12 protein-coding genes are annotated in these 13116 nt (G+C 62.8%); 9 read left to right on the top strand and 3 right to left on the bottom strand.

Annotated elements, in window-relative coordinates; translation table 11 throughout:
* Window positions 1-69 precede the first annotated feature (69 nt).
* Entirely contained in the window at window positions 70-1344 is a 1275-nt protein-coding gene (locus tag C8C96_RS20990) for an RsmB/NOP family class I SAM-dependent RNA methyltransferase (RefSeq protein WP_121943514.1), read from the top strand.
* A 140-nt stretch (window positions 1345-1484) separates the two neighbouring features.
* Window positions 1485-2699, top strand: coding sequence for a fatty acid desaturase (locus tag C8C96_RS20985; protein ID WP_056061039.1), 1215 nt, complete (start codon window positions 1485-1487; stop codon window positions 2697-2699).
* Between the two features lie 255 nt (window positions 2700-2954).
* Here the strand turns inward: C8C96_RS20985 and rpmG are convergent, their stop codons facing one another.
* From rpmG to trxB, 3 genes are all read right to left on the bottom strand, one after another.
* Complete coding sequence (rpmG, locus tag C8C96_RS20980; RefSeq protein ID WP_008904999.1) at window positions 2955-3125, bottom strand: 50S ribosomal protein L33; 171 nt, start codon at window positions 3123-3125, stop codon at window positions 2955-2957.
* An 11-nt stretch (window positions 3126-3136) separates the two neighbouring features.
* Window positions 3137-3370, bottom strand: a complete 234-nt coding sequence (gene rpmB, locus C8C96_RS20975) for a 50S ribosomal protein L28 (protein ID WP_010463481.1) — start codon at window positions 3368-3370, stop codon at window positions 3137-3139.
* 181 nt (window positions 3371-3551) lie between these two features.
* Complete coding sequence (trxB, locus tag C8C96_RS20970; RefSeq protein WP_121943513.1) at window positions 3552-4505, bottom strand: thioredoxin-disulfide reductase; 954 nt, start codon at window positions 4503-4505, stop codon at window positions 3552-3554.
* A 186-nt stretch (window positions 4506-4691) separates the two neighbouring features.
* Between trxB and C8C96_RS20965 the strand changes: the two genes are divergently transcribed.
* The 7 genes from C8C96_RS20965 to C8C96_RS20935 all read left to right on the top strand — a co-directional run bounded on the left by C8C96_RS20965 (window position 4692) and on the right by C8C96_RS20935 (window position 13116).
* Window positions 4692-5369: a Crp/Fnr family transcriptional regulator gene (locus tag C8C96_RS20965; protein WP_056061043.1), complete on the top strand. Its 678-nt coding sequence runs from the start codon at window positions 4692-4694 to the stop codon at window positions 5367-5369.
* Between the two features lie 73 nt (window positions 5370-5442).
* Window positions 5443-7779, top strand: a complete 2337-nt coding sequence (locus C8C96_RS20960) for a DNA translocase FtsK (RefSeq protein WP_121943512.1) — start codon at window positions 5443-5445, stop codon at window positions 7777-7779.
* Window positions 7780-7823: 44 nt separating this feature from the next.
* Complete coding sequence (lolA, locus tag C8C96_RS20955) at window positions 7824-8456, top strand: outer membrane lipoprotein chaperone LolA (protein ID WP_121943511.1); 633 nt, start codon at window positions 7824-7826, stop codon at window positions 8454-8456.
* Between the two features lie 96 nt (window positions 8457-8552).
* Complete coding sequence (locus C8C96_RS20950) at window positions 8553-9908, top strand: replication-associated recombination protein A (RefSeq protein WP_121943510.1); 1356 nt, start codon at window positions 8553-8555, stop codon at window positions 9906-9908.
* Window positions 9909-10281: 373 nt separating this feature from the next.
* Window positions 10282-11211, top strand: coding sequence for a branched-chain amino acid ABC transporter permease (locus tag C8C96_RS20945; protein ID WP_056061051.1), 930 nt, complete (start codon window positions 10282-10284; stop codon window positions 11209-11211).
* 13 nt (window positions 11212-11224) lie between these two features.
* Window positions 11225-12301: an ABC transporter ATP-binding protein gene (locus tag C8C96_RS20940; RefSeq protein ID WP_056061055.1), complete on the top strand. Its 1077-nt coding sequence runs from the start codon at window positions 11225-11227 to the stop codon at window positions 12299-12301.
* Between the two features lie 20 nt (window positions 12302-12321).
* The gene (locus tag C8C96_RS20935) at window positions 12322-13116 is read left to right on the top strand and encodes an ABC transporter ATP-binding protein (RefSeq protein ID WP_056061058.1); all 795 of its coding nucleotides are present in this window, start codon (window positions 12322-12324) and stop codon (window positions 13114-13116) included.

The following is a 13116-nucleotide window of genomic DNA, read 5'->3' as shown; positions in this document are numbered from 1 at the left end:
GGTTTGGCTCCCGCACTGGGCGGGTGGGGGCGATGTCGCCAGGTTGGCAGGGAATGGGACAATCGCAGGATGCATCCCAAAGTTCTTCTCGACGCCTGCGCCGAACTGGTCAGGCTCACCCTCACGTTTGAACACCCCGCCGACGCGGTGGTGTCGCGTTTCTTCCGCGACAACCGGGGCCTGGGGCCGCGCGAGCGCGCCACGCTGGCTGAAACGGTTTACACCGTTCTGCGCAAGAAGCTCCTGTTTGACCACATGGCCCCGTCAGGCTCGGGTCCCAAGGAGCGCCGCCTGGCCATCCTGGGTTTCTATGGCCCGCGCGATTTCCTCAAGAGTGCGTTGACCGACCAGGAGAAAAACTGGCTGGATCAGTGCGATGCGGTCACGGTCGATGACTTGATGGAGCGCCATCGCCACAACCTGCCCGAATGGATGGTCAAGCCCCTGAAGGACCAGCTGGGCGATGGCTTCTGGCCGCTGGTGGAAAGTCTGGCCCAGAGCGCCCCCCTGGATTTGCGCGTCAATGCCCTCAAGGACAAGCGCGCCGATGTGCAAAAGGAGTTGGCCAAATCTGGTATCAAGGCGCATCCCACACCGTATTCACCCTGGGGCCTGCGCATTGACGACAAGCCCGCGCTGACCAAGCTCGATGCCTTCACTAGGGGCGCCATCGAGGTACAGGACGAGGGCTCACAGCTGCTGGCCCTGCTGCTCGACGCCAAGCGTGGCGAGATGGTGGTGGACTTCTGCGCTGGCGCTGGGGGCAAGACGCTGGCCATTGGCGCGAGCATGCGCAGCACTGGGCGGCTGTACGCCTTTGACGTGTCAGCTCACCGCCTGGATGCGCTCAAACCGCGTCTGGCCCGCAGCGGCCTGTCGAACGTGCACCCTGCCGCCATCGCCCACGAGCGTGATGACCGCGTCAAGCGCCTGGCGGGCAAGATCGACCGCGTCCTCGTGGACGCGCCTTGCTCGGGCCTGGGCACCCTGCGGCGCAACCCCGACCTCAAATGGCGCCAGTCGCCCAAGGCCATCGAGGAGCTGGTGGCCAAGCAGACGGCCATCCTGGACAGCGCAGCCCGCCTGCTCAAACCGGGCGGCCGTCTGGTGTATGCCACCTGCAGCATCCTGCCGCAAGAAAACGAGGCCATTGCCGAGGCCTTCAGCGCAACACACCCCGACTTTCAGCTGCTGGATGCTGGTGAACTGCTGGAGCAGCTCAAGGTCGAGGGGGCCAAGGGTTTGTGCAGCGGGGGTGCATCGGGCAGTGGTTATTTGCGCTTATGGCCCCATCTGCATCAGACCGACGGGTTTTTTGCCGCCATCTGGGCCAAAAAGGACTGAAACGCTGGAGGTAGGGCTCTAAACACCCTAAACCAGCGTAAATACTGTGGATTCCCCTGATCCGTTCAGAAACGGGCCATCTAAAATTAATGACCTGTTTCGTTGGTAAGCGGGTTCTCTGTAGTAAGGTTTTTGTGAATATGCTGTTACCCGACTGGGCTGTACTGAACGCCGCCATTGACTGGCTGGGAAATGGGTTGTGGAACCTGTCCTGGTGGCAGATCGTGTTGTACACCCTCGCCACGACCCACATCACGATCGCGGCGGTCACGATCTTCCTGCACCGCGCGCAGGCACACCGCGCGCTGGACCTGCATGCCATCCCCTCGCATTTCTTCCGCTTCTGGCTGTGGATTGGTACCGGCATGGTGACCAAGGAATGGGTGGCCATCCACCGCAAGCACCACGCCAAGTGTGAAACCGTGGATGACCCCCACAGCCCCCAGACCCGCGGGCTGGACACCGTGATGTGGCGCGGCGCCGAGCTGTACCGCGCCGAGTCCAAGAACATGGAAACCATCAAGAAGTTCGGTCACGGCACGCCCGATGACTGGATGGAGCGCAATGTGTACACCCGCTACGGCTGGCAGGGCGTGGGCCTCATGCTCATCCTGAACCTGGCCCTGTTTGGCGCCCTGGGCGCTGCGGTGTGGGCGGTGCAGATGCTCTGGATTCCGTTCTGGGCAGCAGGGGTGGTCAATGGTGTGGGCCACTACTGGGGCTACCGCAACTTCGAGGCGCAGGACGCCAGCACCAACCTGTCGCCCTGGGGCATCATCATTGGCGGCGAAGAGCTGCACAACAACCACCACACCTACCCCACGTCGGCCAAGTTCTCGGTCAAGCCGTATGAATTTGACATTGGCTGGGTGTACATCAGCCTCATGAAGAAAATCGGCTGGGCCACTGTGAAGAAGGTGCCGCCCAAGCTGCAACTGGGCGATGTCAAGCCGGTGGCTGATGAAAAGACGCTGGAGGCCTTGATCGCCAACCGCTATGAAGTGATGGCGGGCTATGCGCGTGGTGTGCGCAAGGCGTGTAAGGATGAGATTGCCGCGCTGCAGGCCCGTCAGGCCGATGTATCGGTGCTCAAGGCCGCCAAGCGCTGGCTGCATCGCGATGCCGAGAAGGTGCCGGCGGGGGCCTTGCCCCAGCTGGCTCAGGCCCGCGCTGCGCATCCGGCCCTGGACAAGATGGTGACCATGCGCGAAGAACTGCGTCAGCTGTGGCTCAATACCTCGCAATCCCGTGAGCAACTCACTGCCGACTTGCAGGCCTGGTGCCGCCGCGCCGAGGAGAGCGGTATTGCCACTCTGCGCGAGTTCTCCATCAGTCTGCGCGCTGCACGGGCCTGATGTAATGCCTTGGTGGCGCTGTCGGTCGGACCACTGACCCCGGCGCACCTCCCCATATACCGCTGCAGGGCTTTGTGCCTTCAGCGGTTTTTTGTTGGCTGTGGACCTGCTGGCGCGCGCAGTTGGTGGGGAACAAGTCGTCGATGGCGGGAGGCGGTGCTGTAGTCATCGGGCTGCATGCATGGATTGCAGCCATGAAAAAAGCCGCCGGGCTGAATGCCGGGCGGCTTTTCGAATGACAAGAAAGAGACTGAATTACTTCAGCTTCATTTCCTTGTATTCCACATGCTTGCGAGCCTTGGGATCAAATTTCATGATCAGCATCTTCTCGGGCATGGTCTTCTTGTTCTTGGTCGTGGTGTAGAAGTGACCGGTACCCGCAGTGGATTCCAGCTTGATCTTGTCGCGTCCGCCTTTGCTTGCCATGGTGCTTCTCCTTAAGCCTGACCACGTGCACGCAGGTCTGCGAGCACCGAGTCGATACCGTTCTTGTCGATCAAACGCAGGGCAGCGCTCGAAACACGCAGGCGCACCCAACGGTTTTCGGTCTCGACCCAGAAACGGCGGTATTGCAGGTTCGGCAGGAACCGGCGCTTGGTTTTGTTGTTGGCGTGGGAAACATTGTTCCCCGTCATGGGCTTCTTGCCCGTTACGTCGCAGACGCGTGCCATGAGGACACTCCGATACTGATTAACGGCCGTTCGCTGAGCCCTGGGCTGTGTGCCCAGGTTGGCTTGCGGCCTCACCTCGCCAGAAAGGGTGGCGGTAACCCGATTTGCCTGTTTCGGAGGACCGCAAAAACGGGCCGAATTCAGCAAAGCCGCAGATTATAACCTGCGGCTCATTTTTTCATCAAGACTCTTGTTCGAGGAAGCGCTGGGCGTCCAGCGCGGCCATGCAGCCGGTGCCCGCGCTGGTGATGGCCTGACGGTACACATGGTCCTGCACGTCGCCTGCGGCAAACACGCCAGGCACGCTGGTCTGTGTGGCAAAACCCTTGAGCCCACCCTGGGTGATGATGTAGCCGTTTTCCATCTCCAACTGGCCCTGGAAGATCTCGGTGTTGGGCGCGTGGCCGATGGCGATGAAGCAACCTTGCAGCTTGATGTCTTCCGTGCTGCCGTCTTTCGTGCTCTTGATGCGGATACCTGTCACGCCCGTGTTGTCGCCCAGCACCTCGTCCAGAGTGTGGAACAGCTTGAGCTCGATCTTGCCCGCTGCCACTTTCTCGTTGAGCTTGTCCACCAGAATGGGTTCGGCCTTGAACTTGTCGCGGCGGTGCACCAGGGTGACCTTGCGGGCGATGTTCGACAGGTACAGCGCTTCCTCCACCGCCGTATTGCCGCCACCGACCACGCAGACATCCTGCTCGCGGTAGAAGAAGCCGTCACAGGTCGCGCAGCCGGACACGCCCTTGCCCATGAAGGCTTCTTCCGAAGGCAGGCCCAGGTATTTGGCCGATGCGCCAGTGGCCAGAATCAATGCGTCGCAGGTGTAGGTACCGCTGTCGCCGGCGAGTGTGAAGGGCCGCTTGCTGAAATCGACCTTGTTGATGTGGTCGAAGATGATCTGGGTCTTGAAGCGTTCTGCGTGCTCCAGAAAACGCTGCATCAGCTCCGGTCCCTGCACGCCGTGCACGTCGGCAGGCCAGTTGTCCACCTCGGTGGTGGTCATCAGCTGGCCACCCTGGGCCATGCCGGTGATCAGCACCGGGTTCAGGTTGGCACGGGCGGCATAAACCGCTGCGGTGTAGCCCGCAGGGCCCGAGCCGAGGATCAGAACTTTCGCGTGTTGGGTGGTGGACATGGTAAAAGCCTGTGTTTTGCGCCCGCTACATGGGGCGCTGTTGGGAAAGCTGGGGGTTGAGCCGCCGAGTATCAACCGGCGTCCGCTCGCGAGAGTGGCCCCGTTTTCAATCACGGTGATTGTAAGAACCCATTGATAACCCGTTGCGGCTCCGGTTGGGTCGCACCCCTGAAAGGAGATGTTTGCATGTCCACGATGTTGTCCAACCTCGACCTGCTGCGCCGGGTACCTTTGTTTTCGCTGCTGACGGTGGCGCAGGCCGAGGTGATCAGCGGCGCAGTGATCAAACGCCGCTTCAAGCGGGGCGAGGCGCTGGTGGAGCAGGGGCAAAAGTCCAATGCTCTGTTCATCCTGCTCACAGGGCGCGCCCGGGTCATGACCTCGGACAGCCGGGGGCGTGAGGTGATTCTGGCCACCCTCGCCCAGGGCGACTACCTGGGCGAGATGAGCATCATCGACAACGAACCCCACTCGGCCACGGTGCGTGCCGAGGTGCAGACCGACGTGCTGATGCTGGGGCGCGCGGAGTTTGCACGTTGCCTGACCGAGAACGCGTCCATGTCGCTGGTGGTGATGCGCGGGCTGGTCAAGCGGCTGCGCCATGCAGATCGCAAGATTGAGTCACTCGCGTTACTGGATGTGTACGGCCGTGTGGCCCATGCCTTGCTGGACTTTGCGGTGCCCGATGCGCAGGGGCAGCTGCTGATCAAGGACAAAATCTCCCGCCAGGACCTGGCCAAGATGGTGGGAGCTTCCCGCGAAATGGTCAGCCGCGTGATGAAAGACCTGGAGGAGCGCGGCTTCATCGAGGCGCTGCCCAGCGGGGCTACCCTGCTCAAGGACCGGCTGAACGCGCTGGGCTGAAATCCGGGGGGCGGACCCTGCGCCGGGTGGTGCGCCCAGCGCAACGCATGGGGTAAGCTCACCCCGCACGTTTATGACCTATTCCCTCAATACCCTGAATGCATCGGCGGCGGCCAAGTCGCCGCCCCGCACGGGCGCCGCCCGTTTTGGCCACGAAATTGCCCTGGTGGTGGGCTTGCTGGCCCTGGTTTTCTGGCTGCTGGCGCTGGTCAGCTATTCGGCACAGGATGCGGCCTGGTCCACCTCGGGTGCCCGCGACGCGCGCTCCGTTGCTAACTGGGCGGGGCGCTTTGGCGCCTGGCTGGCCGATGGCAGCTACTTTGCGCTGGGGTTTTCAGTGTGGTGGTGCGTGGCGGCTGGCGTGCGGGCCTGGCTGTCGTCGCTGGCGCGCTGGATGCGCGGAGGCGAAGTGGTGGCAGGCGCCGCCAGCCCTCTGGTGCGCCGGGCCACGTTCTGGGGTGGACTGGTGGTGCTGATGTGTTCCAGCACGGCGCTGGAGTGGTCGCGTTTGTACCGGTTTGAATCGTTCCTGCCTGGGCATGCGGGTGGCGTGCTGGGGTACCTGGTGGGGCCAGCTGGCGTGAAGTGGCTGGGATTTACGGGCTCCGGCTTGTTGGCGATCGTGCTGGCGGTGGCGGGGGCGGCGCTGGTGTTCCGCTTCTCGTGGGGCCATGTGGCGGAGTTTCTCGGAGGGCGCCTTGATGCGCTGGTACAGGCGCGCCTGGCAAAACGCGAGGTGGCCAAGGACGTCGCCGTGGGCCGCAAGGCGGCTCGCGAGCGCGAAGTGGTGGTGTTGGAGGAGCGCACCGAAAGCGAGGTGCAACACCCCGAGCCCGTGCAAATCATCGAGCCGATTCTGGTGGATGTGCCACAGAGCACCCGTGTGGTGAAAGAGCGGCAGAAACCCCTGTTCACCGAGATGCCGGACAGCAAGCTGCCGCTGGTGGACCTGCTTGACGGACCCCTGCAGCGCCAGGAAACCGTGGCCCCCGAGACGCTGGAGATGACCAGCCGGCTCATCGAGAAAAAGCTGAAGGACTTTGGCGTGGAAGTGCGCGTGGTCGCGGCCATGCCCGGCCCGGTGATCACGCGCTACGAGATCGAGCCCGCCACGGGCGTGAAGGGTTCGCAGATCGTGGGACTGGCCAAGGACCTGGCGCGCTCGCTCAGTTTGGTGTCGATCCGCGTGGTGGAGACCATCCCCGGCAAGAACTACATGGCGCTGGAACTGCCCAACGCCAAGCGGCAGTCCATCCGCCTGTCCGAAATCCTGGGATCGCAGGTCTACCATGAGGCCAAGAGCATGCTCACCATGGGCCTGGGCAAGGACATCGTGGGCAACCCGGTGGTGGCCGATCTGGCCAAGATGCCGCACGTGCTGGTGGCGGGTACCACGGGCTCGGGCAAGTCGGTGGGGATCAACGCGATGATCCTCTCGCTGCTGTACAAGGCCGAGGCGCGCGATGTGCGTCTGTTGATGATCGACCCCAAGATGCTGGAAATGTCGGTCTACGAAGGCATTCCGCACCTGCTGGCGCCCGTGGTCACCGACATGAAGCAGGCGGCGCATGGCCTGAACTGGTGCGTGGCCGAGATGGAACGCCGCTACAAGCTCATGTCCAAGCTGGGCGTTCGCAACCTGGCGGGCTACAACACCAAGATCGACGAGGCCAAGGCCAAGGAAGAGTTCATCTACAACCCTTTCAGCCTCACGCCCGAAGAGCCAGAGCCGCTGCAGCGCCTGCCGCACATCGTGGTCATCATCGACGAGCTGGCCGACCTGATGATGGTCGTGGGCAAGAAGATCGAAGAACTGATCGCCCGCCTGGCGCAAAAGGCGCGCGCGGCCGGCATCCACTTGATCCTGGCCACCCAGCGCCCCAGCGTGGATGTGATCACCGGCCTGATCAAGGCCAACATCCCCACCCGCATCGCGTTCTCGGTGGGCTCCAAGATCGACAGCCGCACCATCCTTGACCAGATGGGCGCCGAGGCGCTGTTGGGCATGGGCGACATGCTCTACATGGCCAGCGGCACCGGCCTGCCGATCCGGGTGCATGGCGCCTTCGTGTCGGACGAAGAAGTACACCGTGTCGTCAGTTACCTCAAGGAACAAGGGGAGCCGGACTACATAGAAGGCGTGCTCGAAGGTGGAACTGTGGATGGCGAGGGTGATCTGTCAGGGGAGGGTGGTGGTGGCGAAGGGGGCGAGAAGGACCCCATGTACGACCAGGCCGTCGAAGTGGTGCTCAAGGACCGCAAGGCCAGCATCTCGTACGTGCAGCGCAAGCTGCGCATTGGCTACAACCGCTCGGCGCGGCTGCTGGAAGACATGGAGAAGGCCGGACTCGTCAGTGGCCTGACCACCAGCGGCCAGCGTGAAGTGCTGGTACCCAACCGCAGCGAATGATCGGCCGGACTACAAGGCCGGACCCTACCCCACAGGAGTTTCTGTTGAAAAAGATCGCTACTGCAATTTTGATAGCTGCTGCGGCAAGCATGGCTAGCGCTGACGGGCTGAAAAGCCTGGAATCCTTCATGAAGGGCACGCAGACGGGCAAGGCCGACTTCACCCAGACTGTGACCTCGCCCCCCAAGGACGGCCAGACCGCGCGCACCAAGACATCGAGCGGCAGCTTTGAGTTCCAGCGCCCCGGGCGCTTCAAGTTCGTCTACAAAAAACCTTTTGACCAGACCATCGTGGCTGACGGCCAGACGCTGTGGCTGTACGACGTGGACCTGAACCAGGTCACGCAGCGCTCGCAGTCCCAGGCGCTGGGCAGCACGCCCGCTGCGCTGCTGGCGTCAGCGCCAGACCTGTCGGCGCTGAAGGCCGAGTTCACGCTGGAGGCCTCGCCGGATGCGGACGGCCTGCAGTGGGTGCTGGCCAGCCCCAGGACCAAGGACGGCCAGCTCAAGAGCGTGCGTGTGGGCTTTGCGGGCGAGCAGCTGGCGGCCCTGGACATTCTGGACAGCTTTGGCCAGCGCTCGCTGATTCGCTTTACCGGTATGCAGGCCAATGCGGCGCTGCCTGCCAGCACGTTCCAGTTCAAGCCTCCGGCAGGGGCTGATGTGGTGAAGCAGTAGTTTCTGCTCTTGAAACAATAGCTGCCAACGCATGATTTTTGGGCGCTAGAAGCCAATTTGGCTTGAAAATCGGCGTACTGTAGACAGGATACGAACATGGCAGCACGCGGTGCCTCCGCCCCTTCTCCGGCTCACCCCTCCACCCACCAGCCCCTGGCAGAACGTCTGCGGCCCCGCACGCTGGGCGAGGTGATTGGGCAGCAGCACGTGCTGGGCCCGGGCATGCCGCTGCGCCTGGCCTTCGAGTCAGGCCGGCCGCACAGCTGCATCCTGTGGGGCCCACCTGGAGTGGGCAAGACCACCATTGCGCGCCTGATGGCTGATGCGTTCGATGCGCAGTTCATCAGCATCAGCGCCGTGTTGGGCGGGGTCAAGGACATTCGCGAGGCGGTGGAGCAGGCCCAGGCCGCGCGCGATGGGTTGATGCAGCAGCGCACCATCGTGTTTGTGGACGAGGTGCACCGCTTCAACAAGAGTCAGCAAGACGCGTTCTTGCCACACGTTGAATCAGGCCTGTTCACCTTCATCGGCGCCACCACCGAGAACCCTTCGTTTGAGGTGAATTCCGCGCTGCTGTCGCGAGCGGCGGTCTACGTGCTGCAGCCGCTGTCTGAGCAAGATTTGAAGCAGATTGTGGCCCTGGCGCAGGAGGAAGATGCGCTGCCTGCTATCGAAGGTGTAGCAATCGACCGCCTGGTGGCCTATGCCGATGGCGACGCGCGCCGCCTGCTCAACACGCTCGAAACCCTGGCCATGGCGGCTGCGCAGGAGAAGCTTTCCGAGATCACCGATGCCTGGCTGCTCAAGGTGCTTGGCGAGCGCATGCGCCGCTATGACAAGGGCGGCGAGCAGTTCTACGACACCATCAGCGCGTTGCACAAATCGGTGCGGGGCTCTGACCCCGACGCTGCGTTGTACTGGCTGGTGCGCATGCTCGACGGCGGTGCTGACCCCCGCTACATGGCGCGCCGGCTGGTGCGCATGGCAGCCGAGGACGTGGGCCTGGCCGACCCGCGCGCATTGCGCCTGGCACTGGACGCGAGCGAGGTGTACGAGCGCCTGGGCAGCCCTGAGGGCGAGCTGGCGCTGGCCGAATGCGTGGTGTACCTGGCGGTGGCGCCCAAGTCCAACGCGGTCTACAAGGCCTACAACGCGGCGCGGGCCTGGGTCAAACAGGATGGCACACGCCCGGTGCCCATGCACCTGCGCAATGCGCCCACCAAGTTGATGAAAGAGCTCGACTACGGCAAGGGCTACCGCTACGCCCATGACGAAGAGGGTGGCTTTGCGGCGGGGGAGAACTACCTGCCCGAAGGCATGCCAGAGCCCGGCTTCTACCAGCCCGTGGAGCGGGGTCTCGAAATCAAGATTGCCCTGAAGCTGCGTGAGCTGCGCGAACGCAATGCCGCAGCAGCCACGCCAGGCCTTCAGGATTCAGACAACGCCTTCTGATCGCGGGGAGCGGGGGGGGGGGGGCTGGTCGGTGGGGCGAGGTGGCCGCGCATGTCCTGCGGCAGTCCCAAGGTGCTGCGCAGCCTGCTTTATGCCGATTCTGCATGATCAAGGTAATAAGTTTGCACATCAATTATCTTGCGTGCATCAAAATTCCTTATGCAGTGCGTGGCGCGCTGATGTGACCAAAACCCGAGGGAAAACCCCGCCCGGCTTGGATTGGGGCGGTTGTGACTACTCGCTACAATCCCGTCCACAAACCCGCACAGCTGCATTCCTGGCGGGTTTTTTGCTAGATGGCAGTCGGGCCCACAAGGCTGTACCGATTCCGGTGCCAAAGCGGTGGGTACGTCACAAACGAAGGACTTCTCTTATGGACATTTTGCTGCAACAGATCATCAACGGTCTGGTACTCGGCAGCATGTACGCCTTGATAGCCTTGGGCTACACGATGGTGTACGGCATTATTCAACTCATCAATTTCGCCCACGGCGAGGTGCTCATGATCGGCGCCCTCACCAGCTGGAGCTGTATTGGAATGATGCAGGCTGCCATGCCCGGCGCGCCGGGTTGGGTCATCCTGCTGCTGGCCACGCTCATCGCCTGCGTGGTCGCTGCCACGCTCAACTTCGTGATCGAAAAGGTGGCCTACAAGCCACTGCGCACCAGCCCCCGTCTTGCCCCCCTGATCACTGCCATTGGCATGTCGATCCTGCTGCAGACGCTGGCCATGATCATCTGGAAGCCCAACTACAAGCCCTATCCCACGCTGCTGCCCAGCACGCCGTTCCAGTTGGGTGGTGCCTACATCACTCCCACCCAGATCCTGATCCTGGGGGTGACGGCGGTGGCCCTGGCTTCCCTGGTCTATCTGGTCAACCACACCAACCTGGGCCGCGCCATGCGCGCCACGGCGGAGAACCCCCGCGTGGCCTCCCTGATGGGCGTGAAGCCCGACATGGTGATCTCGGCCACCTTCATCATCGGCGCCATCTTGGCGGCCATCGCCGGCATCATGTATGCCTCCAACTACGGCACGGCGCAGCACACCATGGGCTTCCTGCCGGGGCTCAAGGCCTTCACGGCGGCGGTGTTCGGCGGTATCGGTAACCTGGCCGGTGCGGTGGTGGGCGGCATCCTGCTGGGCCTCATCGAAGCCATCGGCTCCGGCTACATCGGCACGCTCACGGGCGGTTTGCTGGGCAGCCACTACACCGACATCTTTGCGTTCATCGTGCTCATCATCATCCTGACGCTGCGCCCCTCGGGCCTGCTGGGTGAGCGTGTGGCCGATCGCGCCTGAGGAGCCTCACACCATGAAGAACACCAAAACCAACTGGATCATCGGCGCCGTCGCGCTGCTGGTGCTGCCGCTGATTCTGCAATCCTTCGGCAACGCCTGGGTGCGTATCGCCGACCTGGCCCTGCTGTACGTGCTGCTGGCCCTGGGCCTGAACATCGTGGTGGGCTACGCCGGCCTGCTGGACCTGGGCTACGTGGCGTTCTACGCCGTGGGCGCCTACCTGTTTGCCTTGATGGCTTCGCCGCACCTGGCGGACAACTTTGCGGCGTTTGCCGCCATGTTCCCCAACGGGCTGCATACCTCGCTGTGGATCGTGATACCGGTGGCGGCGTTGTTAGCGGCGTTCTTTGGCGCCATGCTGGGGGCGCCCACGCTGAAGCTGCGCGGTGACTACCTGGCCATCGTGACGCTGGGCTTCGGCGAAATCATCCGCATCTTCCTGAACAACCTGGACCACCCGGTCAACCTGACCAACGGCCCCAAGGGCCTGGGCCAGATCGACTCGGTCAAGATCTTTGGCCTGGACCTGGGCAAGCGACTGGAGGTGTTCGGTTTCGACATCAATTCCGTCACCCTGTACTACTACCTGTTCCTGACCCTGGTGGTGGTGTCCATCATCATCTGCTACCGCCTGCAGGACTCGCGTATCGGCCGCGCCTGGATGGCCATCCGTGAAGATGAAATCGCTGCCAAGGCGATGGGCATCAACACCCGCAACATGAAGCTGCTGGCCTTCGGCATGGGGGCTTCGTTCGGCGGCGTGTCGGGTGCGATGTTCGGTGCGTTCCAGGGCTTTGTGTCGCCCGAGTCGTTCAGCCTGATGGAGTCGGTCATGATCGTCGCCATGGTGGTGCTGGGCGGTATCGGCCACATTCCTGGCGTGATCCTTGGCGCCGTGCTGCTGTCGGCCCTGCCCGAAGTGCTGCGCTATGTGGCAGGCCCTCTGCAGGCCATGACGGACGGTCGCCTGGACTCCGCCATCCTGCGCCAGCTGCTGATCGCGCTGGCCATGATCATCATCATGCTGATGCGTCCTCGTGGTCTGTGGCCTGCGCCCGACCATGGCAAGAGCCTCACGCAGAAGACCTGAACACCGCAGAAAGTTAGAACATGGCAGAGAACATTCAGAAATCAGCCAGCGACGTGGTGCTGCGGGTTGCGGGCATTTCCAAGCGCTTCGGCGGCCTGCAAGCCCTCTCCGACGTGGGCATCACCATTGAGCGAGGCCAGGTGTATGGCCTGATTGGCCCGAACGGCGCAGGCAAGACCACGTTCTTCAACGTGATCACCGGCCTGTACACCCCCGACAGCGGTACCTTTGAACTGGCTGGCAAGCCTTACGAGCCGACGGCCGTGCACGAAGTGGCCAAGGCAGGCATTGCGCGCACCTTCCAGAACATCCGCCTGTTTGCAGAAATGACGGCACTGGAAAACGTGATGGTGGGCCGCCACATCCGTACCAAGTCTGGCCTGCTGGGCGCTGTGCTGCGCACCAAGGGCTTCAAGGAAGAAGAGCTGGCCATCGCCAAGCGCGCACAGGAACTGCTCGACTACGTGGGCATTGGCAAGTTTGCCGACTACAAGGCGCGCACTTTGAGCTATGGCGACCAGCGCCGCCTGGAGATCGCCCGGGCCCTGGCCACCGATCCGCAACTGATTGCGCTGGACGAGCCCGCCGCCGGCATGAACGCCACCGAGAAGGTGCTGCTGCGCGAGCTGATCGACCGCATCCGCAAAGACAACCGCACCATCTTGCTCATCGAGCACGACGTGAAGCTGGTGATGGGCCTGTGCGACCGTGTGACGGTGCTCGACTATGGCAAGCAGATCGCCGAAGGCAACCCTGCCGAAGTGCAGAAGAACGAAAAAGTGATTGAGGCCTATCTGGGCACCGGAGGACATTGA

Source organism: Acidovorax sp. 100 (assembly GCF_003688355.1).
Lineage (GTDB): Bacteria > Pseudomonadota > Gammaproteobacteria > Burkholderiales > Burkholderiaceae_C > Acidovorax > Acidovorax delafieldii.
The sequence above is the reverse complement of the archived record's forward strand: the minus strand, read 5'-3'. Positions and strand labels throughout refer to the sequence as shown.

Coding starts and splice junctions, on each gene's coding strand:
- C8C96_RS20990 (WP_121943514.1), top strand. CDS start 70: ATGCATCCCAAAGTTCTTCTCGACGCCTGCGCCGAACTGGTCAGGCTC.
- C8C96_RS20985 (WP_056061039.1), top strand. CDS start 1,485: ATGCTGTTACCCGACTGGGCTGTACTGAACGCCGCCATTGACTGGCTG.
- rpmG (WP_008904999.1), bottom strand. CDS start 3,125: ATGGCAAGCAAAGGCGGACGCGACAAGATCAAGCTGGAATCCACTGCG.
- rpmB (WP_010463481.1), bottom strand. CDS start 3,370: ATGGCACGCGTCTGCGACGTAACGGGCAAGAAGCCCATGACGGGGAAC.
- trxB (WP_121943513.1), bottom strand. CDS start 4,505: ATGTCCACCACCCAACACGCGAAAGTTCTGATCCTCGGCTCGGGCCCT.
- C8C96_RS20965 (WP_056061043.1), top strand. CDS start 4,692: ATGTCCACGATGTTGTCCAACCTCGACCTGCTGCGCCGGGTACCTTTG.
- C8C96_RS20960 (WP_121943512.1), top strand. CDS start 5,443: ATGACCTATTCCCTCAATACCCTGAATGCATCGGCGGCGGCCAAGTCG.
- C8C96_RS20950 (WP_121943510.1), top strand. CDS start 8,553: ATGGCAGCACGCGGTGCCTCCGCCCCTTCTCCGGCTCACCCCTCCACC.
- C8C96_RS20945 (WP_056061051.1), top strand. CDS start 10,282: ATGGACATTTTGCTGCAACAGATCATCAACGGTCTGGTACTCGGCAGC.
- C8C96_RS20940 (WP_056061055.1), top strand. CDS start 11,225: ATGAAGAACACCAAAACCAACTGGATCATCGGCGCCGTCGCGCTGCTG.
- C8C96_RS20935 (WP_056061058.1), top strand. CDS start 12,322: ATGGCAGAGAACATTCAGAAATCAGCCAGCGACGTGGTGCTGCGGGTT.